The organism is Sorangium sp. So ce302, from assembly GCF_051530145.1.
GTDB classification, from domain to species: domain Bacteria; phylum Myxococcota_A; class Polyangia; order Polyangiales; family Polyangiaceae; genus Sorangium; species Sorangium cellulosum_B.
Genome location: NZ_CP150326.1, coordinates 2,303,719 through 2,324,564 on the forward strand (window position 1 = coordinate 2,303,719; position 20,846 = coordinate 2,324,564).

Annotated in this window: 17 protein-coding genes and 2 pseudogenes; 11 read left to right on the forward strand and 8 right to left on the reverse strand. The window is 70.8% G+C overall.

The genetic code is table 11. The features are described from left to right. Nucleotides 1-3 precede the first annotated feature (3 nt). The 4 genes and pseudogenes from WME73_RS08965 to WME73_RS08980 all read right to left on the reverse strand — a co-directional run bounded on the left by WME73_RS08965 (nt 4) and on the right by WME73_RS08980 (nt 4,066). Nucleotides 4-942, reverse strand: coding sequence for a hypothetical protein (locus tag WME73_RS08965; RefSeq protein WP_437915422.1), 939 nt, complete (start codon nt 940-942; stop codon nt 4-6). 478 nt (nt 943-1,420) lie between these two features. Then, nucleotides 1,421-2,371 (reverse strand): annotated as a pseudogene (locus tag WME73_RS08970) (integron integrase). Nucleotides 2,372-2,834: 463 nt separating this feature from the next. Next, the gene (locus WME73_RS08975; protein ID WP_437915423.1) at nt 2,835-3,692 is read right to left on the reverse strand and encodes a hypothetical protein; all 858 of its coding nucleotides are present in this window, start codon (nt 3,690-3,692) and stop codon (nt 2,835-2,837) included. A gap of 29 nt (nt 3,693-3,721) precedes the next feature. Continuing rightward, entirely contained in the window at nt 3,722-4,066 is a 345-nt protein-coding gene (locus WME73_RS08980) for a hypothetical protein (RefSeq protein WP_437915424.1), read from the reverse strand. Nucleotides 4,067-4,782: 716 nt separating this feature from the next. Here WME73_RS08980 and WME73_RS08985 point away from each other — a divergent pair. Next, a pseudogene (locus tag WME73_RS08985) lies at nt 4,783-5,145 on the forward strand (nuclease-related domain-containing protein); the annotation flags it as partial. A gap of 23 nt (nt 5,146-5,168) precedes the next feature. Beyond that, complete coding sequence (locus WME73_RS08990) at nt 5,169-5,999, forward strand: hypothetical protein (protein ID WP_437917542.1); 831 nt, start codon at nt 5,169-5,171, stop codon at nt 5,997-5,999. A 252-nt stretch (nt 6,000-6,251) separates the two neighbouring features. On the opposite strand, the gene WME73_RS08995 is transcribed toward WME73_RS08990, so the two are convergent. Further along, complete coding sequence (locus WME73_RS08995) at nt 6,252-6,692, reverse strand: hypothetical protein (protein WP_437915425.1); 441 nt, start codon at nt 6,690-6,692, stop codon at nt 6,252-6,254. 286 nt (nt 6,693-6,978) lie between these two features. On the opposite strand from WME73_RS08995, the gene WME73_RS09000 reads away from it, so the two are divergent. Further along, nucleotides 6,979-7,113, forward strand: coding sequence for a hypothetical protein (locus WME73_RS09000; protein WP_437745067.1), 135 nt, complete (start codon nt 6,979-6,981; stop codon nt 7,111-7,113). A gap of 5 nt (nt 7,114-7,118) precedes the next feature. Here the strand turns inward: WME73_RS09000 and WME73_RS09005 are convergent, their stop codons facing one another. Together WME73_RS09005 and WME73_RS09010 are read right to left on the reverse strand one after the other, a co-directional pair. Further along, on the reverse strand, nt 7,119-7,364 hold the full coding sequence (locus WME73_RS09005; RefSeq protein ID WP_437915426.1) for a hypothetical protein: 246 nt from the start codon (nt 7,362-7,364) through the stop codon (nt 7,119-7,121). 45 nt (nt 7,365-7,409) lie between these two features. Then, nucleotides 7,410-10,229 (reverse strand): CHAT domain-containing protein, encoded by a 2,820-nt coding sequence (locus WME73_RS09010; protein WP_437915427.1) that lies wholly within the window; start codon nt 10,227-10,229, stop codon nt 7,410-7,412. 70 nt (nt 10,230-10,299) lie between these two features. Here WME73_RS09010 and WME73_RS09015 point away from each other — a divergent pair, with 70 nt between their 5' ends. Next, nucleotides 10,300-11,154 carry a DMT family transporter gene (locus tag WME73_RS09015; RefSeq protein ID WP_437915428.1) on the forward strand — a complete coding sequence of 285 codons (855 nt, stop codon included), beginning with the start codon at nt 10,300-10,302 and terminating at the stop codon, nt 11,152-11,154. Nucleotides 11,155-11,304: 150 nt separating this feature from the next. On the opposite strand, the gene WME73_RS09020 is transcribed toward WME73_RS09015, so the two are convergent. Beyond that, on the reverse strand, nt 11,305-12,411 hold the full coding sequence (locus tag WME73_RS09020; RefSeq protein ID WP_437915429.1) for a VWA domain-containing protein: 1,107 nt from the start codon (nt 12,409-12,411) through the stop codon (nt 11,305-11,307). Between the two features lie 303 nt (nt 12,412-12,714). Between WME73_RS09020 and WME73_RS09025 the strand changes: the two genes are divergently transcribed. From WME73_RS09025 to cheB, 7 genes are all read left to right on the forward strand, one after another. Continuing rightward, a complete protein-coding gene (locus WME73_RS09025; RefSeq protein WP_437745072.1) occupies nt 12,715-13,242 on the forward strand; it encodes a response regulator in 528 nt (175 codons plus the stop codon). After that, a complete protein-coding gene (locus tag WME73_RS09030; protein ID WP_437915431.1) occupies nt 13,242-15,503 on the forward strand; it encodes a chemotaxis protein CheA in 2,262 nt (753 codons plus the stop codon). Before WME73_RS09025 ends, WME73_RS09030 begins: the two co-directional genes overlap by 1 nt. Next, on the forward strand, nt 15,496-16,032 hold the full coding sequence (locus tag WME73_RS09035; RefSeq protein WP_012234230.1) for a chemotaxis protein CheW: 537 nt from the start codon (nt 15,496-15,498) through the stop codon (nt 16,030-16,032). The genes WME73_RS09030 and WME73_RS09035 overlap by 8 nt, the downstream gene beginning before the upstream one ends. A 56-nt stretch (nt 16,033-16,088) precedes the next feature. Next, entirely contained in the window at nt 16,089-16,580 is a 492-nt protein-coding gene (locus WME73_RS09040) for a chemotaxis protein CheW (protein WP_012234231.1), read from the forward strand. Further along, the gene (locus WME73_RS09045) at nt 16,577-18,694 is read left to right on the forward strand and encodes a HEAT repeat domain-containing protein (protein WP_437915432.1); all 2,118 of its coding nucleotides are present in this window, start codon (nt 16,577-16,579) and stop codon (nt 18,692-18,694) included. Before WME73_RS09040 ends, WME73_RS09045 begins: the two co-directional genes overlap by 4 nt. Beyond that, nucleotides 18,691-19,617 carry a CheR family methyltransferase gene (locus tag WME73_RS09050; RefSeq protein ID WP_437745075.1) on the forward strand — a complete coding sequence of 309 codons (927 nt, stop codon included), beginning with the start codon at nt 18,691-18,693 and terminating at the stop codon, nt 19,615-19,617. Before WME73_RS09045 ends, WME73_RS09050 begins: the two co-directional genes overlap by 4 nt. Nucleotides 19,618-19,710: 93 nt before the next feature. Next, a complete protein-coding gene (cheB, locus tag WME73_RS09055) occupies nt 19,711-20,793 on the forward strand; it encodes a chemotaxis-specific protein-glutamate methyltransferase CheB (RefSeq protein WP_272101288.1) in 1,083 nt (360 codons plus the stop codon). Nucleotides 20,794-20,846: the final 53 nt, after the last annotated feature.

Genomic DNA, 20,846 nt, shown 5'->3' on the forward strand with positions numbered 1-20,846 from the left:
GCGTCAGCCGTCCGACTCGATCCAGCAGCCGTTCGCCTGTCCTCCCCACGCGCCCGAGAGGTGGAACTTGTCCGGCGGGTAGATGCCACCCGGGGGGCGCCCCGCGACGGTGATGCGGCGTTCGTGGTCATAACAATACGAGCCGCTCAGGTAAAGATAGCGATCCTTGCCGCCGTTGATCGTCGTATTGAGCGTGACCTGCGTTCCACTCACGGTCTGCCAGCTTCCGCCGACGCGCCTTTCCATCTTCACCGTCAGGTCGTCGTTGCCGTCGCCCTGGCTGACGAAGCACGCCCCCGCGACGATGCGCGAGTATTTGCCCAGGTAGCCGCTCGCCGTCCAGCTCGGCAACGACGTGGTCATGCTCGGGAGGTGCTCGGAATCGTCCACGCCGCCGAACGAGAGCGCCTCATTGTCGAAGTAGCTCTGCCACGACGCCGCTGCGCAGTTCCCGGCGGTCACCTCCGGCCCCGCGTCGTAGACCACGGAGAGCATCCGTGTCCCGCCGGCGATCGAGACGTGCTGCTCGAAGAGCCGCGGCGCGACGTCGGCCGAGGCGTCGGCGCTCAGCAGAACCTCGAGCGGCGTGATCTCGGTCCCGTCTTCGTGGACGAGCGGCATGAGCTTGTCGTCCTCGGGCGAAGAGACGACCAGGACGCCGATCTGGGGCGCCGCGCTGCTCGGATCCTCGTCGATCAGCGATACCGTCCCGACACGCGGCACCACGAATCGATTCAGCACCTTGCCCTCGATCCTCTCGATGGCCCGAGCGGGCTGGTCGCCGGCGCTCTCCTCGGGCGTCTCCCGCCCGAAACCGTGCGAGGCCTGGCTCGCGGACGCCTCCTCCGAGACCTGCCCCGTGTCGCCCGCCTCGACCGCGCAGCCTGCCGCGAGCAGCGCAGCTGCGACGAAAACACCCGGAACGCGCCTATCGTTCAACATACTCGCCTCCATTTCTGGTGAGGTCCCCTGCGCATTCCGAGCAGTGCATTGGCCGTACCTGTGCGCGCACGGCGCGGATCGCCCGGATTTCAGCCCGTCAGGAGCGAGCAACGTGGAACGGCGTCGTGACGCTGTCACGCCGGCGCTACGCCGGGTGTCATGCCCGTGCGACAGGGGCCCGCCTGCGGCGCTCGCCGCCGTCGCGGTCTACGCGGACGGCGCGGACCTCCGGCTCGACGTCGTGATGTCGCCCTTCGTGTCCGGCGCCGATCCGGCCGCCCTGAAGGAGCTCGCCGCGTTCGAGCGCAAGCGCTGCCGCGATCTCGAGCGTCGTCGTCCGGTGTGGAGCCCGCACGACCACGCGTTGGCCTCCTTGACAAGGCGGGGCAACCGTCAGGTACGCTATCTTTCCACGATGCGTGGGGGCGGCACGACAGGGTGGGGTCGGGGCTCAAGGCGCTCCACGCTGAGGCGGCAGTCAGCGGTCAAGGGGGCTGATGGCGCCGAGAGGGCGGCGGTCGACGATGTGGGAGTAGATCCTCGTGGTCTGCACATCTTTGTGGCCGAGCAGCGCCTGGATCGTCCGGATGTCGATGCCCGCCTCGAGCGGGTGGGTCGCGAAGCTGTGGCGGAGGGGTTGGCATGTCGCGCGCTTGGCGAGCCTCGCCGCGCGTCCGGCATCGTGCACGGCCCTTTGCACCGCCGATTCGTGCAGGTGGTAGAGGACCTGTCGGCCAGTCGCTGGATCCGTGCAAGGGCGAGAGGCGGGGAAGAGCTATTGCCAGGCGAGGCTGGTGCCTGCTCTTGGCATTTTCCCTCGGAAAGCGTGGGGGAGGTCGACTTCGCCGCGACCAGCCGCGAGCGCCTTCTTGTGCCGCCGCGCCACGGAGTCGAGCTGGGCGTGCAGCTCGTCGCGCGCTCGAGCGGGGAGCAACGCCTGTCGATCGTGCTGCCCTTTCCCGCGGCGCACCATGATTTGCCGTCGATCGAGGTCGACGTCTTTGACGCGAATCGAAAGTGCTTCGAGGAGCCGGAGGCCGCTTCCGTAGAGGAGCTCGCCGATGAGCCGAAAAGGCGGGACGAGGTGCTCGAGCAAGGTGAGCGTCTCCTGCCGCGAGAGGACCGAGGGGAGGTGCTCCGGCCGGCGTGCGCGTTCGAGCGCTTCGAGCCGGGGTATCTGCAGGTCGAGAACCCGCTTGTAAAGGAAGAGGAGCGCGCACAGCGCTTGGTTCTGCGTGGATGCCGCGGTGCGGCGTGCGACCGCAAGCTCATCAAGGAAGGCCGTGACCTCTTCCGCGCCCATCTGCCGTGGGTGCTTGCCCCTGTGGAAGCGGATGAATTGCCGGATCCAGTGTACAATTGCCTCTTCTGTGCGCGGAGAGCAATGCAGGCGTCGTATGGTGGCGCGTACGGCTTCGATGAGGGGCATGTGGATGGCCCTGCGTGCGTAGGGCCGGTTCGTCGGACCCGCACTGGCCCTTATCGGCGCGAGGCGGGCGCGAGTTGCGGCGACCGGGGGATACGTCGACCGGGCTCTGGTCGCCCGGGGTACCCAGCCGTCGGCACGAATTTTGCGCGACGATACGCCGTCGCCGTACGAGACCTAGCAACGGGAATACGTAGTTACGCAGCGGCGGCCTATCTGCGCGATTACGGAGATAGGCCATGACGGGCCGCGACTTATCCTCGGGAATATGGAGATAGGGTGCCACGGTCCGCGGCCTACATGGGGAAATGCGTGGATATGTCGTGCATCACAGCTGATTGCGACGTTCGGCGGCCCGCGGCACCGCGGGTAGTCGTGCGACGGGAGGCTCTACGAGTTGCTTGCTGACCTGTGCGAAGCTATTTGGAAAGATGCCGTATGAACTGAATCCCGGTACGAGTCTGGATCACGGGTTTCCAGTGGCGCCCGCCACTGTGACCTGGACGCGGAACAGCTTCGCAAGGGCATCGGCGCGCTGCTGCGGGACAAAGAGGGTCGGATCGCCGATATGTAGCGTCGTGAGAAGTTGTGCAACACGTGCCGCCACGCGCCCGTTTGCCCACTCCGTCGTCTCATCGAGGAAGAGCTTCACATACCAGACGTCCGCTCCGGTGGGGGACAGCACGCTTGGTGCTGCAACGGCCGCCTTTACGAGCAGACGCAGCTTCGCCCCGTCCGACTGTGTGATCATGCCGAGATTGTGCGCAAGCGTGTGCCGCATCTGCCAAAGCGTCTCGACGGTCGTGATCAGGAGAGCGTTTGCTGCGTTTCCCCTGGGGAAGAAGTCGAACCCACTTCTGGTGAAGGGGTCGGCAAGGAGAAGTCGGAATCGCTCGTTGATGCTCTCGCAGCTCAGCCATGTGTCGCTCTCGCAGAGTGCGCGTCCCAGCGACTGAGTACTGAAATGAGCTGCAACCCCCGCCGGGGTAACGCGGAGCTTCGCCAGGCGGTCCGAGTTGTCGAGCACCAACGGGACAATGTGCTCTGCGGAGACGCCCGCCGTCTCCTTGATGTAACGCTCGAATGCCTCGATGAGGCTGAGGAGCACCATGCCACGGAGGCGAGCGAGATGGCGGTCGGCGGCTCGCGCATAGACAGGAGCTCGCTTGATGTTGCGCTCGAAATAGACGAGCAGGTTCCAGGCGTCGTTCGATGCGCGACGGTAGTGCTCAAGCGGCGACCCGGACTCGGGGGGCATCGCCGCTGTGTGTTGCGCGATGTCCGCGATGCGCTGCTCCAAGTTCGCGATCGTGGGGCGGGGCATGGCTGAGATATTTCCGGCGGCTCGGCCGCCTACGCGGAGGCTGCTTTGGCGAGCGTGTCCTCCACGAGCAGCCAGGGCTCGCCGCCCCCTTGTGCTGTCGCCCAAGCCAGTCGAAAGATACGGGCCCCCTCCTCTCGCTCGGCAGCCGCCTCGATGTCGTCTCGGGTCAGGTCGCCGCGTACCGGTGCGGCATTGTCCGGGAGTTCGACCCTGATGCGCCCGCCATGCTCGCGGATCACCGCCGCGAGATCCGCGCCCGTACACGGCAACGAGAGCTCACCCGCAAGTTGCTCCTCTCCATCCACAGACCACAAGACGTCGGGAGCCCGCTCGGCGAGCCAGGAAGCGAACTCAGCTGCTTCGATCTCCGGCATCCCCGCCATGTAGCACGATCGGTGCATGGCGGGAAGCCCCGGCGTTCAGCCGACGGTGCCATTCCCGATCGCCCGTCCGGCACGGCATCCGGGCGTCTGGGAACCGGTAGCGGGCTCGGGCCAACGCGCGGGCGATCGTGGTCTAGGTTCGGGGCCGGCGGGGGGCGGGAGCGGCGACGCACAGGGCTGGTCGCGACGAAGGCCGGCGGGCGCACTCGGTCCCGTCGCCGCGCCCTCGATGGCGCGGCGCGCAGACTACGCCGCGTCGAAGTCGAACGACGTCTGCCCCGACGGAGGGCCGTGGACGGGTGCGCGCGGCGGTGGGCTCGTCGAGGGCCTCTATGCACGAGGGTCTTGGTCAGCGCGGCGCGGTCCGGTACTTTCGCGACACGCTCAACTCAGCCCGACGGCATGGCCGAGCCATTGCGGAGCGCGGCGCCGTCACGTGGGACGCCGAACAAGCCGATGGATCCGACGGGCACTGTGCGCCCGCGGCTCATCGCCGCACGTTCGGCGGACGGGACAGAGCGTCGGCCATCGCCTCGGCGCCACACGCCGAAAAGATTCGTGGAACACAGGGCTTCCCCGGCACGCCAGCGCATGGTAATGGGGGACCCGCGTTGGCGGCAGCGGACCTGCTCATGAGTGACCCCGGCCTGATCTCCAGAATTCGCGAACGTCTTGACGAGGCGTCGAGGAGCCGGGCGGAGTTCGCCATGGACCCCGCGGAACTCGCAGGACGTGAAGCGGAATATCAGGTTCGAGCGGACCTGATGGCGCGATTCCGTGGCAGTGGCTGGGCACTACGCGAGAACGTGCGCGTTCCAGACCCTACGGCGCGCCGCAGGCGCGAACTCGACTTTGTGATTACATCGCCCCAGGAGGCTATTGTCGTCGAACTCAAGAACTGGTCCGGTGAGCTTGAATTCACCGATCGCGAGTCATTGATACAAAAACGACGATACGATAAGGGCGACATCAACCACGGTCGCGTGTTTCAAGACCTGCGCGAGCGTGTCGATGTCCTGCGATTGTACCATCGAAGCAGGGTCACGTCGCCGATATCCATTCGACACTTTGTTGTGTTTTCAACGACCGCTTGGTGGTTCCGCCGACCGTCGCTAGTCGCGACGATGTTCTCACCTACAGGCAGATTCTTGAGTACATGCCTCCCGAGCAGCATGAGCCGTCCCTCCTCTCGCGCATCCTGCAGGCAATTCTCAAGTTCTTTGGATACAAGCCCGTTAGCGGGGGTTACGCTGCTCCAACACCGGCGTCCGCGGAAATCAGCGCGTTCAGAGACACGCTCGCCGGCCTCGGCAGCTGGGACGTGGTGGAGTTGAATGGCGGTCGGGTGATCTTCGGGGACATTCTTGGGCCAGCTGGTGCACCGCGGCCCGTGGACGTGTTTGATCGAGCTGGAGTCGAGCGGATCGAGTGCTCGATTGATCGACCAGGATGGATAACGGCACTCTTTCGCGAACCCCGTTGTACGGCTGAACTCGCCGTCCTACGGCGCGATGGTCGTCGCTCCACGGCGTCGGTGCCCGTCGACGTGAGCCTTCGTGTTCTTCCCGCCGGGCAGAGGGATCCGGTGTCATATGAGTTGCGAAACATGACGAACATCGAATTCGGCTACCGCGAGCGGCCACAGTTCGAGTACGTCCTTCGCGATCTCGTTGGCGGCATGCGAATAGTCGGTCGCGTTTCGCGTGTCTACCAAAGGGGCGTGTTCGTTGACATTGGTCTTCGCGATGGCCAGAACGCGCCGCGTGACGCGCTCGCCCTTCCGTCGAGCTTTTCGGCCAAGTATGACGCCCAGCGGGCTGCACGCTGGTTTCCTGTGGGGAAGCGCGTTGTGGTTCGCGTCGACGACGTAATCGAGGAAGGGACTCGCGTTCGGGTAACGATCCTCGAAGAGTTGATCGAGTGAACTGCATGGCTCATCGTGCAGGGATTATGGGCAAAGCGCCGAACAAGCCAATGCTGCTGACGGTTCGGGCAGCCGCGCTTCGCGCGACTTCCCGCCCCGCAGCAGATTGGCCGACCGTCAGGCGGGCGACGCGTGAGAGCGTCCCGTGGGTGGACCAGCTGGGCGTCGAGCTGGCATCCCCTATGTCTCAGGGAGGTTGTCGCCTCCTCAGCCTGGCAGTCACCGCTCGCTCACGCCGGCGCGTCGGCGCGCTCACCACGAGAAGCGCAACGTGACCTCATCAGCGTCTGGCTCGTCGAACGACCAGCCAGTCTGGGTCGCGTCGACCTGCTTGCCGGTCACCTGCTCCAGCGCACGGCCGGCGAAACCGACGCACAGCGGTCCGAGGTGCTCGAACCCTGCGACGTCGGTCACGAGCAGCGTCACCTTGTTCCGCTCGATCTGCGAGCAATCGACCCGCAGCGTCCCGCCGACCATATCCTGCGCCCAGAAGTCGGGAAACTTCCGGAGGAAGAGCCGAGCGTTCATCACCCTGAGAAGCAGCTTCATCAAGGTGTTCGCTTCCTTCTCGAAGACCGTCCGGCCGCACCTCACGACGTCCAGGTAGCTCTGCGATGGCTCGTTGTGGACCTGGACGATGCCGCGCAGCACCTCGACGTAATAGGCGCGAGGGTACCACGCCGTGCTGGACATGGTGGCCAGCGCCCTCCTGAGCTCCTGAGAGAGCCCGTGACGAACCCGGCGGACCCCAGCCTCGTCACACAGCACGTCCGAGTAGGCTGCTGCATTGAGTATCAGAGAGCCCCGGGTCATCGGTTCTTGCATACATGCACTCTCGTGGAAGATCTCGCTGACACAGCAGAAGAAGAGAGCGACGGGTCGCCTCCGTCAAGGCGGCTCGAGCGCGTAGGTAAAGGAAGCCGGATCGCAGCGCGAGGAAGTGTGGCGCGGCACACCGAAGTGGCGGGCCTCGCCGAGCGTGGAGAAAGTCCTCGCCAGGCTCGAGGCGGAGCGCCGGCGGCTCGTCGGGGAGGTGCGCGCGTCGAGCCCGCGCGTCATCGGCCTCCTGCGAGGCCTCCTGCCGGAGATGGCGGCGTGGCTCGACGGGGGGTGATCACTTCACGGCTTGGGGGCCGTCGTGCCCGGGTTGTAGTGCACGATGATGCCGCGGTCCTTGTTGCACTTCTGGACCTTCTCGTCCCACACGCAGCCCGCCGGGCACGGCTGCACGCTGGGATCGCCCGTGGGGCAGATCTCGGCCTCGCCTTCCTTGGCGGCGGGCTGCTCGGGCGCCTGCGCGCCTCCGCAGGCAGAGAGCACCCAGGTCAGGACGGGGAGCACCAGAACGATCGCCGATCGACGCATGCAGACCTCCACGAGCCCGCGATGGGTGGGCTCCGGCGTCGACGTCTACCAATTCCCAGCCCTGCGGGGCCAGCGCTTCCGCGCGACCAGGACGAGCGCCGCGGCGAGCGCGGCGAGCGCGGGCGGAGCGCTCGGGCCGCCTTCGCCGGCCGCGCAGGCGCACCCGCGCGGGCTCGTCGCCGCGCGCGGGAAGGCCGGCGCGACCCGCCTGCCGTCGAGCGCGGCGCCCTCGCCGGAGGTGATGAAGCCGGCCCACGCGTGCGGGTGCGGGCGCTCACGCCGGATCTGGAGCTGCGCCGACCGCAGCGCCTCGCTGCGCCCTCCGCCGCGCGCGAGCGCCGCGTAGTACGACGTCATGAGATCCCGCGTCGCCATGTCGCCGACCTTCCACAGGCTCATCACCTGCGTCTCCGCCCCGGCGAGCAGCAGCGCGCGGCGGAGCCCGTAGACCCCGTCGCCGCGCGGCACCTCGCCGAGGCCGGTCTCGCAGGCCGAGAGCACCACGAGCTGGGTCCCGTGGAGGTCCAGCGAGGAGATCTCGAGCGCGGTCAGGATGCCGTCGTCCTCGTCCGAGCTGCTCCGCCGCGCGTTGGCCCCGGCCAGCGCCAGGCCCGAGCGCAGGAGCGGGTTCTCGCGAAAAGCGTGGCCCTCGATCTCGGCGCCGCGGGCGCTCGCCGGATCGGCCGGGGAGCCCTGGTCCGGGAGGAAGAAGCCGTGCGTCGCGATGTGCAGCACGCGCGGCCGCTGCGCCCGCTTGAGGGCCTCCTCGGTGGCCGACGGGCCGGTCAGGACCGTCGCGCTGGCCAGCGCGCTCCGCACCGCCTCCGCCTCGCGCTCCGTGCCCGGCAGGGGCGGGAAGCGCGCCCCGGCCAGCTCGGCGGAGCGCAGCCCGCGCGTGGCGTCGTCGTCCGGCGCGAGCTCCGAGAGGCTGCCGAACGCGGGGTCGGCGAGGACCAGCACGCTTCCACGTGGCGCTCCGGCCTGCGGCGCCACGGCGCGCAGCAGATCTCGCCCGCTGGTCAGGTAGGTGAAGGAGGCGCGGTCGATGAGATAGCCGCCCTCCTCGTCGACGAGCGCGGAGAACGGCACGAGGTTCAGCGCGCCGTCCGGGCTGAGGAGGAGCCAGCGCGCGGGGCCGAGGGCGCCCCGGATCGGCTGCATCACGAGCGCGTCGAGGCGGCGCGCGCGCTCCCGGGGGTCTCGCTCCGGGTTCGAGAGGTCCCGCGAGAGCTCCGCGGCCGCCACGTCGATGGCGGCGGCGTCGCCGAGATCCACCCCCGTGACGCCCCCGCGCCGCCCGACGACATAGGCCGCGTAGCGAGGCTTGCCCCACGTGGGCCTCACCGGCGGCCCGAACGGGTCATAGGGACGGTACTGGACGATCTCGACGAGCGCCGCCCCGTCGGGGATCGCCGCCTGCACGCCCTCGACGGTGATCGGCGGCTGCTTCGCGTCCGCCGGGCGCGCGGCGCGCGTCCGCGCGGCGAGCTGGAACTCGAGCCTCTGGCGCTCGGCCTCGAGCTGCTGCACCTCGCGCTGGTGCTCCTCGGCGGGGACGTCGATCGGGCCGCGCGTGATCGCGGTGGACAGCTTCGCGTCGAGCTGCGTGAGGGCGCCGAGGAGCGCCCGGCCCTCGGCGTCGAGGCTCTGCCGCAGCGACGCGAAGCTCTCGGCGATGGCGTCGAGCGCGAGCCCCTTGCGCCGGAGGATCGACCGCAGGGCGAGCCGCGCCGCGGCCTGGTCGCGCGGGGCACCCTGGAGGTGCAGCGAGAGGGTCGCGTCGGTGTCGCGCTGGACGAGGCCCATGTAGAGGCGCTTCTGCCGCTCGGAGCCCCTCGCCAGGTTGGCCCGGGCGCTCCGGTCCTGGAGGCCGGCGGCCCGCTCGCGCGTCCGCACGGCGACGGCGGTCCGGCCCTGCGCGACGTACAGGTTCGCGAGGTGCCCCAGCGCGCGGACGATGGCCGGGTGATCCGGCGCGAAGACCCGCTCGCGGATCACCAGCGCCTGGAGGAGCAGCGCCTCCGCCGCGGGATCGCCTTTGCGGGTGAAGAGCACGCCGAGCTCCTCCAGCAGATCGGCGCGCACCGCGCTCTGCGCCGGGAGCGCGGGCTCGATCCGCGGGCGCAGGTCGAGGAGCCGCCGCTCGGCCTCCTCGACCTGCCCGCGCCGCAAGCAGAGCTGCGCGGCGCGCAGATCCGGGATCGCGTAGGCCCACCCCGAGCCGCCGGTGGCCTCTTTGAGGATCACGCGCATCCTGTCGAGCGCCTCCGCGAAGGAGCGCAGCGCGCGTTGCTCCAGGTACAGCCGGGCGAGCGAATCGACGGCATAGAACTCTCCCCAGCCCTGGAGCAGCGGCTGGGCTCGCTTCAGGAGCTCCTCGGCGCTCTGGAGGTCCCCGAGGTCCAGGTAGACGTTGCCGAGCCGGGCATAGAGCATCCCTTCATCGTTGAAGGAGGGCTGCTCGCGCGTCAGCCCCCGCACCAGCAGCGCTTCGGCGCGCGCGTAGTCGCCGTAGCCGAGGTAGAAATGCGCGAGCTCGTGATCGAGCTGGGAGGTGCCCTCCAGCAGCGCAAAGTACCTGTCGGCGAGGGCGGCGCTCTCGGCCAGATCGTCTCTCTCGACGGCCGCTCTCCAGCGGCCGTGGGCCGCGGAGAGGTCCTCGCTCGCCTGCTCGGCGGGGCTCGGCTGCGCCGCGAGCGGCGCGGGCCGGGCCGCCGAGACGAGCGCCGCCACGGCGAGCGAGAGGAGCCGCCCGCGGCGGCGTGCGCCGCGCGACGTCGGCGACCCGGGCGAGGCGCGTTCTACCGAGCGGCGGGAGCGAGGATCGATGTCGCGGTCGGCGCGCTCGGGGCGGCGGGGTGGCATCGCGGAGCAGCGTAATCTGCCCCTGCGCGCCGCGTCGACCGTTCGGCTAGGCTCGCCGCCCTCGTCGCCCATGCTCCGCTCTCGACTGATGATCCTCGCCGCCGCGGTCCTCTGGTCCACCGGAGGGGCGGCCATCAAGCTGATCTCCCTCGACGGGTGGCAGGTCGCCTCGGCCCGCGCGTTCATCGCGGCGCTCGCGCTGGGCCTGGCCATGCCGGGCGCGCGCCGCCTCCCCTCGTGGCGCACGCTCGGCGTCGCGGCGATCTACGCCGCCGTCATGGTGCTGTTCGTGCAGGCCACCAAGCTGACGACGGCGGCGAACGCGATCTTCCTGCAGTCCACCTCGCCCGTGTACGTCCTCTTGCTCAGCCCCTGGCTGCTGGGCGAGCGGCCCTCGCGCGGCGAGAGGGTCGCGGCCCCCATCTTCATCCTGGGCCTCGCGCTCTTCTTTCTGGATCAGCTCTCGGCGGGGCAGCTCCTCGGCAACGCCCTGGCGCTCCTCTCCGGGCTCGCGTTCGCGCTGTGCATCATGAGGTTCCGCGCCGCTCCGGACGACAACCCCGCGGTGCTCGTCTGGGGCAACGTCCTCGCGTGGCTCGGCGCGCTGCCGATGGCCCTGGGCGGCGCGGCCCGCCCGGGGCTCGTCGACCTCGGGCTCCTCGTGTTCCTCGGCGCGGTGCAGATCGGCGTGGCGACCGCCCTGTTCAGCCGCGGCATGCGCCACACGCCGGCCGTCGAGGCCTCGCTGCTGGTGCTCCTGGAGCCGGTGCTCAACCCCGTCTGGGCGCTCCTCCTCGTCGGCGAGCGCCCCGGGATCTGGTCGACCGTGGGCGGCGCCGTCCTTCTCGGCGCCACCGCCTGGCGGGTCCTGATGGCAGCGCGCGCCACGCCGCAGCAAGCGCCGGCGTCGAGCAGAGGAGGATGAACGTCGAGGCGTGAACGTCGAGGCGTGAACGTCGAGGCGTGAACGTCGACGGGAGGGAGGAGGCTCGATCCTGGCTGGATCAGGCCCGCCGCGGGGCGCGGCGAGCCGCTGGAACGGCGTCGCGGCCGCCCCTCGCGGCCGCGGCGCACCTCACTTCGCCTCGACCTTCACGTTGGCGTTCGCCTTGAAGCTCGCCTTCCCGCCCGCTCCGCCGCCATCGTCGTCTGCGGGCACGGTCGCCTTCAGCTCGAACGACGGCGGGGTGTTGGGATCGCACTCCGGCGGCGGCCCGAACCCGTCGGCGTTGAACTTCCACGCGAGCGACCCCGAGGCCGACGGATCCTTCTGGATCGCCTTGATCTCCACCTCGTGCTCCCCCGCGCGCGCCGGCGTGCAGTACGAGAGCAGGTAGAAGCGCTTCATGTGCGCCTCGATCTTCGCCGCGATCTTGTCGAACGACTCCTTGACCTTCGCCTGGTCCGCCGCGAGCTCCGTCCCGTCGCGCCCGATCTCGTCGAGCCGCGCCTTCTCGATCTCGGCGCCGACGCCGACGACGAAGATCTGGTAGTTCTCGTACTCTTCCTTCTTGAGCTCGTTCAGCATGTCCTCGCGGCTCACGCGGTTCGCGCGATCGGTGCCGTCCGAGAAGACGACGAGCGTGCCGAACTTGAGGGGGCGCCGGTCCTTGTCGAGCTGCTTCTTGAGCTCCCGGATGCCCTCCACCACGCCGCCGTGGAGGTTCGTCGACGGGTCCTTCGGCTTGTAGCTCCGGAGCCCCTCGAGCCCGCCCTCGACCGAGCCCTGCGCCTCGGTGAACGGCACCACCGAGTGGATTTTTACCTCGCCGTCGAACGCGTAGACGCCGACCTTCTGGCTCTTGCCCACCCGATCGCTGAACGACTGCGCGGCGTCGACGAGGGCGTCGGCCTGACCCGCCTCGGTGATGCTGCCGCTCATGTCGACGAGCAGCATCGTGTACATGACCGCCGCGACCTCGGGGTTCTGGATGGTCTGCTTGCTCTCGAACTTCGAGACGAGCTCGCCGTCCTCGTAGATCTCGAAGTCCTCGGCCGTGAGGCCGCCCACCGGCTCGTCCTCGCCGGCATCGACGCTGAAGAACACCCAGACGTTGTTCGGCTTCTTCTGGGCGGAGTTGATCCGGGTCACCCGCAGCCCGCCGCCGCACGCCACGCTCGACAGAGCGAACAGGGCGGCGAGCAGGATCCGGAACGCTGGAGAACAAAGGAGGATTTTCACGCGCGCGATTAGCGCGCATCGGACGCCGCGATGTCAATTCGCTGCCGCAGGCGGCCCCTCCCCGCGGCCGCCCCGCCGGGCGGGCACGGCCGCGCGGCCGCGCCGGCGGGGCGGGCGGCACCCCACCCCGAGGCGCTGGCCGCGCGGCCGCCTCGCCGATCGTGCAGGGAGGCGCTCGCGCTGGTTTACTCCGGGAGGGAGACCGCCGTACATAGGCCCGCGCGCCTCGAAGACCGCGCGCGTCGCCTCCGGGCGCTCAGCGAGTTGGTCTCCCCGGGCCGATTTCCGTTACCCTGTCGCCGCATGGCACGCATCCTGATCGTCGAGGACTCGCCGGCAATGCGAGCGTACATCCGCTCGACGCTGGAGGACCGCGTGCTTGGGCTCGCGGGCGACGTCGACATCGTGGAGGCCGTGAACGGCTTCGACGCGCTCCGGCTCCTGCCGCGCGGCGCGTTCGACCTCGTGATCACCGACATCAACATGCCCGACATCAACGGGCTCGAGGTGATCCGCTTCGTCCGGCAGAGCGACCGCTACCGGCACGTCGCGATCCTCATCATTTCCACGCAGGCGACCGAACGCGACATCCAGCGCGGGCTCCGCCTCGGCGCCGACCGCTTCCTCCCGAAGCCGTTCACGCCCGAGGCCCTGCGCGACGCGGTGGTCGCGAGCCTCGACGCGCGGGCCGAGGCGCCGCAGGCCGGCGCCTCGCCGTCCGCTGACGGCGCCGCCGGCGTCGACGATCGCGCTTCCGCTGCCTCCCCGCGCGCGGAGGAGCCCGCGGCCCGCGCCAAGCAGCCCGGCTCCGGCGAGGGAGGCGGCGGCTGATGGTCGAGAGCGGCGATCGGGCGCGCGAAGAGTTCTTCTCGGAAGCGCAGGAGATCGTCGAGGGGCTCGGGCGCGACCTCCTCGCGCTCGACGAGGCGGTGCGGACCAACAAGGTCGACCCCGACGTCATCAACGACGTCTTCCGCGCCGTGCACACCCTGAAGGGGCTCGCCGGGCTCTTCGGCGCGACCCGGATGGCCACCCTCTCGCACGAGCTCGAGGAGCTGCTCGACAACCTCCGCCTCGGGCGCATCGAGATCAGCGCGTCGGTCCTCGACCTCCTGTTCCGCAGCGTCGAGCTCTACGGGCGCATCCTCCAGAACGAGAAGGACGGGCGCGACGCGCCGATGCCCGAGGTCGACGACCTCCTGCGCCAGCTGCACCAGGACGCAGGCCCGAGCGCGGCCGGCCTCCCCGACGACAACTACGATCTCGATCCGGGGCTGCTCTCCGTGCTCACCGAGTACGAAGAGCACCGGCTGCGCACGAACATCGCGAGCGGGATGACCCTGTTCCGGCTCCGCGTGCAGTTCCACCTCGCCACGATCGATCAGGCCCTCGACGACCTGAAGATCACCGCGAAGCCGTACGGCGAGATCATCACCTACCTGCCGACCGGCGCGGGCGCGGACCAGGACTCGATCGAGCTCGACATCCTGATGGCCTCGCGCGCGCCGCTCGAGGAGCTCCAGCGCGCGCTGCACCAGGCCGGCGCCGCCGTCGAGGAGATCCCCCGGCGCAACAACAACGGCCACGGCCGGGTCGCCCCGCCGGGCATGCCGTCGATGTCCGCGGCGCTCCGGGGCGGCGCGCCGACCGGCGTGTCGCGGGCCGTCGACCTGACCGGCTCGATGTCGGCGGCGAGCCCGCCGTCGAGCGCGCGCAACCGCAAGGGGGAGCTCAGCTCGATCCGCTCCGTCGCGCAGACGGTGCGGGTCGACATCCACAAGCTCGACCGGCTGATGAACATCGTCGGCGAGCTCGCCCTCGTCCGCTCCGCGCTCGGCCGCCTCGTCGAGCGGCTCCGCGCGGCGCCCACCGAGCGCGAGCTCTCCCTCGATCTCCACAGGCTCCAGCGGACGTTCGACCGGCACCTCGCCCAGATGCAGGCGGGCATCCTCGAGGTCCGGATGGTCCCGCTCGGGCAGGTCTTCGACAAGCTCGCGCGCGTCGTCCGCCAGATCAGCCGCGACGCCGACAAGCTCGTGAACCTCGTCATCACGGGCGCCGAGACCGAGGTCGACAAGCTCATCGTCGAGGAGCTCAGCGACCCGCTCATGCACATGATGCGCAACGCCATCGACCACGGCATCGAGTCGAAGAGCATGCGCGAGGCGGTGGGCAAGCCGGCGGTCGGCACGATCGCGCTGAACGCCTTCCAGAAGGGCAACCACGTCGTCATCGAGATCGAGGACGACGGCAAGGGCATCGACGTCGACAAGCTGCTCGACGCCGCCCTGCGCCGCGGCGTCATGACCCAGGAGGACGCGCGGACGACGAGCTACCGCGAGGTGCTGAACCTCATCTTCCAGCCGGGCATCTCGACCAAGACCGACGTCAGCGAGATCTCGGGGCGCGGCGTCGGGATGGACGTCGTGAAGACGAACATCAGCAAGCTCGGCGGCGTCATCGACGTGCACAGCGAGCCCGGCATCGGCACCAAGATGACGGTCACGCTGCCGATCACGCTCGCGATCATCAGCGCGCTCATCGTCCGGGTCGCCGACCGGCTGTTCGCGATCCCGCTGACCAACGTGCAGGAGGCGGTCGCGCTCGACGAGGCCACGGTGCGCCAGATCGACGGCCGCGAGATGATCACGCTGCGCAACAGCACGCTCCAGCTCTGCTACCTGGCGCGGCTCTTCGGCCTGAACGAGGAGGAGGAGCTCAGCGCGCGCATCGCCGGCCTGCTCGGCGGCGCGCGCGGCGGCTCGGCGGCGCGCGCCGCGGTGGGCGGCGGGCGCCGGGGCGACGGCGGCCGCGCGACGCTCGGGCTCCAGGGGGGCAGCAAGCGCAAGTACATCGTCGTCGCGTCGGTCGGCGCGCGCAGGCTGGGCCTCGTCGTGAGCACGCTCATCGGGCAGCAGGACGTCGTGATCAAGGCGCTCGGCCCGTCGCTCTCCTCGGTGCGCGGCTTCTCCGGCGCCACCGAGCTCGGCGACCAGCGCATCGCGCTCGTCCTCGACGCCCCCGCGCTCATCGAGGAGATCCTCCACGGCGGGGACCGGCAGCGCAACGATCCGCGGAGCACCCATGGCTAACCTCACCCGAAGGCCCGCCCGGATACCGGTCTCGAAGCGGAACTCGCGCGCGCAGGCGAGCGGCCCGCGGACCGAGTACCTCGCGTTCACGCTCGCGGGCGACACCTACGCCGCGCCCGTCTCGCTCGTGCGCGAGATCCTGAAGCCGCCCCCGCTCACCCCGGTGCCGCGCGCGCCGGACTCGACGATGGGCATCGTCAGCGTGCGCGGGCAGCTCGTCACCGTCATCGATCTGCGGCGGCGGATGCGGCTGCACGAGAGCGCGGCGCAGCGGCGGGCGCGCATCCTGCTCGTCGACGCGGCGAACGGCGAGACGCTCGGCCTCTTCGTCGACGAGGTCCAGCAGGTCTACCGGCTCGCCGACGCCGAGATCGAGCACGCCGCGACGGCGCTCGGGGGGGACGTGGCGGGCTACATCGCCGGCATCGCCCGGCCCATGCACGGGGCGAGCGCGTCGGATGGCACCCAGGGCGAGGCGCAGCCGCGCGTCATCATCCTGCTCGACCTGCAGGCCATACTCGCGTCCTAACGGACGATTCGTCCGCGCCCGGGCGGCTCGTAGAGCCCGGGCGCTCGGAGGCTCAGATGCCGTTGACTGGAGAGCGCAGCCGTCCCGACCCGCAGAAGAGCCTCGTCGGCTTTGTGGTCGGCGACGTCCACTACGCGATCGACATCACGCGGGTCCGCGAAATCGTGAATCCGCTCGAGGTGACCACGCTGCCGCACACGCCCCCCGAGGTCGCCGGCGTCGCGAACCACCGCGGCGAGGTGGTGCCGGTCATCGAGCTCCGCGTGCGCTTCGGGCTGCCTCCGGTCGATCCGACTCGCAGCACCAAGTGGATCCTTGTCGACGTGGGGACGCATACGGTGGGGCTCGTGGTCGACGCGGTGACGGAGGTCTTCGGGACGAGCGGCGATTACCGGCCGACGCCGCCGGTGGGCGGCAGCAGCGATCTGCGCGGCATCACGGGGGTGACGACCCACGACGAGCGGATGATCTTCGTGCTCGACGTCGGGCGCTTCATCGAGCTCGCCCTCGCGCTCGCCGCGTCGGGCGCCCTCCTGGAGGCCCCGTGAGCCGCGCGTTCGACGATCTGGGTCCGTTCGAGGGCCCGCGCGCGGGCGACGCGGGCTCCTGGCCGGCCGAGCCGGAGTCCATCTCGCCCAGCGTGCGGAGCACGCCGATGCCGATCGCGGTCATCGCCGCGGCGCTCTCCGCGGACGACGCCGAGGAGCGCCGCCAGGCGGCCGCGCGGCTCGGCAGGGCCGACGTCGTCGAGGCGTTGCCGCTGCTGCTCCGCGCGCTCGGCGATCCCGACTGGCGCGTCCGCAAGGAGGCGACCTACGCCTGCCACCGGCTGATCCAGGCCGCGCCGGCCTCCGCGCCGGCGCAGGCCGCCGAGGGGGAGCGGCCGGCCTCACCCGGCGCCGGCGCGGAGGGCGAGCGGCCGTCCGCCCCGCAGCTCCTCGTCGCGGCGCTCCTCGACGCGCTTCAGAAGAGCGAGGACGTCGGCCTCAGGAACGCGGCCATCGAGGTGCTCGGCTACTGCGGCCGAGACGCCACGCCGGCGCTCGTCGACGCGCTCGGCGCGCTCGCGGGGGACGAGCGCAAGCTCGTCGTCGACGCGCTCGGCCGCACGCGCGACCCGGCGGCGCTCGACCCGCTCTACGCGGCGCTCGCCGAGCAGGACGACAACCTGCGGCAGAGCGCGATCGAGGCGATCGCCGGGATGGGGCTCATCGCGCGCGAGCGGGTGACGGACATCCTGTACGAGCGGCTCGCCGATCGGGATCGCTTCGTGCGCCTGACCTCGCTGAACGGGCTGAACGGGCTCGAGGCGCCGGTGCCGTGGCGGGTGCTCTCGTCGCTCATCGACGACCCGATCCTCCGGCCGGCGGCGCTGGTCGCCGCGGCGCTCGCGGAGAGCCCGGAGGCGCCGCGGGCGCTCTGCGCGGCGCTCGCGACGGCGCGGGGCGGCGCGTTCGCGCAGCTCGTCCGGGCGCTCGCGCGGCTCGCCGAGGGGCCGCTCGCGTCGCACGCGGTGGACGCGCTCCGGGCGGCGCCGCCCGAGGTGGGCGCCCGCCTCGTGCAGGCCGCCGCCGGCGCGCCGGGCTCGGGCGGCGCGGAGCCCCCGTCGTGGCGCGGCCTCGGCGCGGATCCGGTGAGCGGGCGCGCCCAGGCGCTCTTGCTCGCGGCGATGGCGCGCGCCCCGGGCGCGGCCGACGCCGCGGTGCAGGCCATGATCGAGCCCGCGCTCGTCGAGACGGCGCAGCGCGCGCTGGGGCTGCTCGGCGCGGAGGCGCTGCCCTCGGTGCTGTCCTACCTCGAGCGCCACATCGATCCCGACCCGGATCTCTGGGAGGGCGTCGACGACGCGACGGCCGCGCTCCTCGACGGCGCCGTGGCGATCGCGGAGCAGGGCGGGCGCGAGGGCGCGCTGGACGGCGAGCGGCCCGACATCGACGCGACGCTCGCCGAGCTGCTCGGCGCGGTGCGGCGGTCGGTCCGGAGCCCCTCGACGCTCGTGGCGACCAGCGCGCTCTACGGGCTCGCGAAGATCGGGGCCGCGGTCGACTTCCCGCTCATCGTGTCGCAGACGCGCGCGATCTCGCTGCCGGTGGCGCGCGCGGCGGAGAGCGCGCTCGCGGGGCTCACGGAGCGCTACCCCGGGACGGCGCGCGAGCTCGCGCGCGGGCTCGCGCTGGCGGAGGACACCCAGCTCGCGGCGGCGATCGTGATCGAGGCGCTCGGCGACGCGGAGCCGGAGGAGATCGCGTTCCTCACGAGCGCCGCGTCGGCGGGGGACGTGCGCGCGCGCCGCGCGGCCGTGACCGCGATCGCGGCGGCGGCGGGCGTCTCTGCGCTCGACGTGCTGAGCCTCTCCCTGGCCGACGAGGAGCGCGAGGTCCGGCTCGCCGCGGCGCGCGCGCTGGGCCGCCTGTACGCGTCGCTCTCGGACCGCGCGAGCGACGAGCGGGCGCGCGCGCGCGAGCTGCTCGGGCTGGTGCGCGCGTCGGGGGAGCCCGATCTCATCGCGGCCGCGGCGCAGGGGGGCGCGCCGTTCCGCTCGGATCCTCCCTGGAGCGACGCCGCGGAGCGGCCGAGCGCGCCCGTGGCGATTGACGGCGGTGAGGCCCCGGCGTCCCCCTCGGGGATGACCGGCGGGCCGCCGTCGGGGAAGGTGCTGTGAACCGGCGGCGGGACGACGAGATCCGCCTCTTGCCTGACGAGTTCCAGAGGCTGCGTGACCTGTTCAACAAGCACTGCGGGCTCCACTTCGGGCCCGAGGCGCGCACGTCGATGGAGCGCCGGCTGCGCGAGCGGGTCGTCGAGCTCGGGCTCTCGTCGTTCGCGCAGTATTACGAGTACCTGCGCTTCCACAGCCGCGGGCGCGCCGAGCTCGACGAGGCGCTCGAGCTCATCACGGTCAACGAGACGTATTTCTTCCGCGAGGACTACCAGCTGCGCGCGCTCATGACCGAGCTCGTGCCCATGATCGTCAAGGCGGGGGGCGCCAAGGGCCGGCTGTCCATCTGGAGCGCGGGCTGCTCGACGGGCGAGGAGGTCTACTCGATTGCGATCGCCGCGCGGGAGTCCGGCGCCGCGGAGCGCCGCGAGGTCCGCATCTTCGGCAGCGACATCTCCCGTCGCTGCGTGATCGCGGCGCGCAGGGGGGTGTACGGCGCCTCGTCGTTCCGCGCGACGCCGCCCGAGCTCAAGCGCCGCTACTTCGTGGAGCGCCCGGACGGGTTCCACGTGGTGGACGAGCTGCGGGCGCTCTGCCAGTTCGGCCACCTGAACCTGCTCGACTCGTCGCGGGCGGCGGTGATCGGGCGCGTGGACGTCATCTTTTGCCGCAACGTCCTCATCTATCTGGACGAGGAGTCGCGGCGCCGCGTGATCGACATCTTCTACGAGCGCCTCTCGTCCGGCGGGTTCCTCCTGCTGGGCCACTCCGAGTCGCTCCTGAACGTCACGACCGCGTTCGAGCTCGTGCACCTTCGGGAGGATCTCGTGTACCGCAAGCCGGCGGCCACGCTGCGTCTGGGGATCCCGGAGATCTCGCCCGATCGGGGCGGCCCGGAGCGGGGCGGCGGGGAGGAGGGCGGATGAGGCGCCGACGAAGTCGAGGCTGCGCAGGCGACGGTTGGTCCCATGGCGCTCCGGGTGGGGTAGAATGAACCTCCGGCGGAAGGTTTTGCGCTCATGACATTCGCTCCCCTGCGCGTGCTCGTCGTCGACGACTCCGCGTACAACCGGCGCAACATCGCCGAGATCTTGAGCGGAAGCGACGAGATCGAGGTCGTGGGCAAGGCCGGTGACGGCGACGACGCGCTCCGTCAAGCCGCGCAGCTCCGGCCGGACGCGATCACGCTGGATCTCGAGATGCCGCGCATGGACGGCTTCACCTTCCTCCGCATCCTGATGGCGAGGCAGCCGACGCCCGTCATCATCGTCTCGAGCTACAGCCACAAGGAGAACGTCTTCAAGGCGCTCGAGCTGGGCGCCGTCGACTTCGTGGCGAAGCCGGACCGGCAGTTCACGGCGGACGCGCAGATCCGGCGGGAGATCATCCAGAAGGTCCTGCTGGTGCGCTACCTCCGCCCCCGCTCTCCGATGCCGGCCGCGCCGGCCCCGGCGCGGGCGGCGCAGCCTGCGTCGCCGCGCGCGGTGCAGGAGTCGTCGCGGCTCGGCGTCTCGTTGCGCCACCTCGTGGCGGTCGGCTCGTCGACGGGCGGGCCCACGGCGCTCCTCGAGATCTTCAACCGGATCCCGGATCGTTTCCCCGGCGCGATCTTCATCGCGCAGCACATGCCGGACAAGTTCACCCGCACGTTCGCGGAGCGGCTCGATCGGAAGGGCGGCCTCCGGGTGGTCGAGGCGCAGAACGGCGAGCAGGTGGTGGCCCGCAAGGCGTATGTGTGCCCGGGTAGGATGTGCATGGAGATCGCGGTGACGCCGGGCAGCGGGGTCGGGCTGAGCGGCGACATCCGGATCCGGGTGGGGGCGCCGGCGCCTGGGGACCGGTACGTTCCGAGCGCGGACCGGCTGTTCCGGAGCGTGGCGCAGGTGGGCGGCAGCCGCGCGGTGGGCATCATCCTGACGGGGATGGGCGACGACGGGGTGAACGGCGCGCGGGCGGTCCGCGCGGCCGGGGGCACGGTGGTGGCCGAGAGCGAGGACTCGGCGGTGGTCTACGGCATGCCCGGGGCTGCGGTGCGGGCCGGCGTCGTGAACGAGAGCCTGCCCTTCACCGCGATCGGCGACTTCATCGCGCTGCTCTCCTGAGCGGCGGTCACCCGCTTCGGATACGGGCCCATCTCGACGTTTTCGGTGCTCAG

Bases quoted from the DNA above. Each gene is read 5' to 3' on its own strand.
- WME73_RS08965 (WP_437915422.1), bottom strand. From the start codon at position 942: ATGTTGAACGATAGGCGCGTTCCGGGTGTTTTCGTCGCAGCTGCGCTG.
- WME73_RS08975 (WP_437915423.1), bottom strand. From the start codon at position 3,692: ATGCCCCGCCCCACGATCGCGAACTTGGAGCAGCGCATCGCGGACATC.
- WME73_RS08980 (WP_437915424.1), bottom strand. From the start codon at position 4,066: ATGCCGGAGATCGAAGCAGCTGAGTTCGCTTCCTGGCTCGCCGAGCGG.
- WME73_RS08995 (WP_437915425.1), bottom strand. From the start codon at position 6,692: ATGTCCAGCACGGCGTGGTACCCTCGCGCCTATTACGTCGAGGTGCTG.
- WME73_RS09005 (WP_437915426.1), bottom strand. From the start codon at position 7,364: ATGCGTCGATCGGCGATCGTTCTGGTGCTCCCCGTCCTGACCTGGGTG.
- WME73_RS09010 (WP_437915427.1), bottom strand. From the start codon at position 10,229: ATGCCACCCCGCCGCCCCGAGCGCGCCGACCGCGACATCGATCCTCGC.
- WME73_RS09015 (WP_437915428.1), top strand. From the start codon at position 10,300: ATGCTCCGCTCTCGACTGATGATCCTCGCCGCCGCGGTCCTCTGGTCC.
- WME73_RS09025 (WP_437745072.1), top strand. From the start codon at position 12,715: ATGGCACGCATCCTGATCGTCGAGGACTCGCCGGCAATGCGAGCGTAC.
- WME73_RS09030 (WP_437915431.1), top strand. From the start codon at position 13,242: ATGGTCGAGAGCGGCGATCGGGCGCGCGAAGAGTTCTTCTCGGAAGCG.
- WME73_RS09035 (WP_012234230.1), top strand. From the start codon at position 15,496: ATGGCTAACCTCACCCGAAGGCCCGCCCGGATACCGGTCTCGAAGCGG.
- WME73_RS09040 (WP_012234231.1), top strand. From the start codon at position 16,089: ATGCCGTTGACTGGAGAGCGCAGCCGTCCCGACCCGCAGAAGAGCCTC.
- cheB (WP_272101288.1), top strand. From the start codon at position 19,711: ATGACATTCGCTCCCCTGCGCGTGCTCGTCGTCGACGACTCCGCGTAC.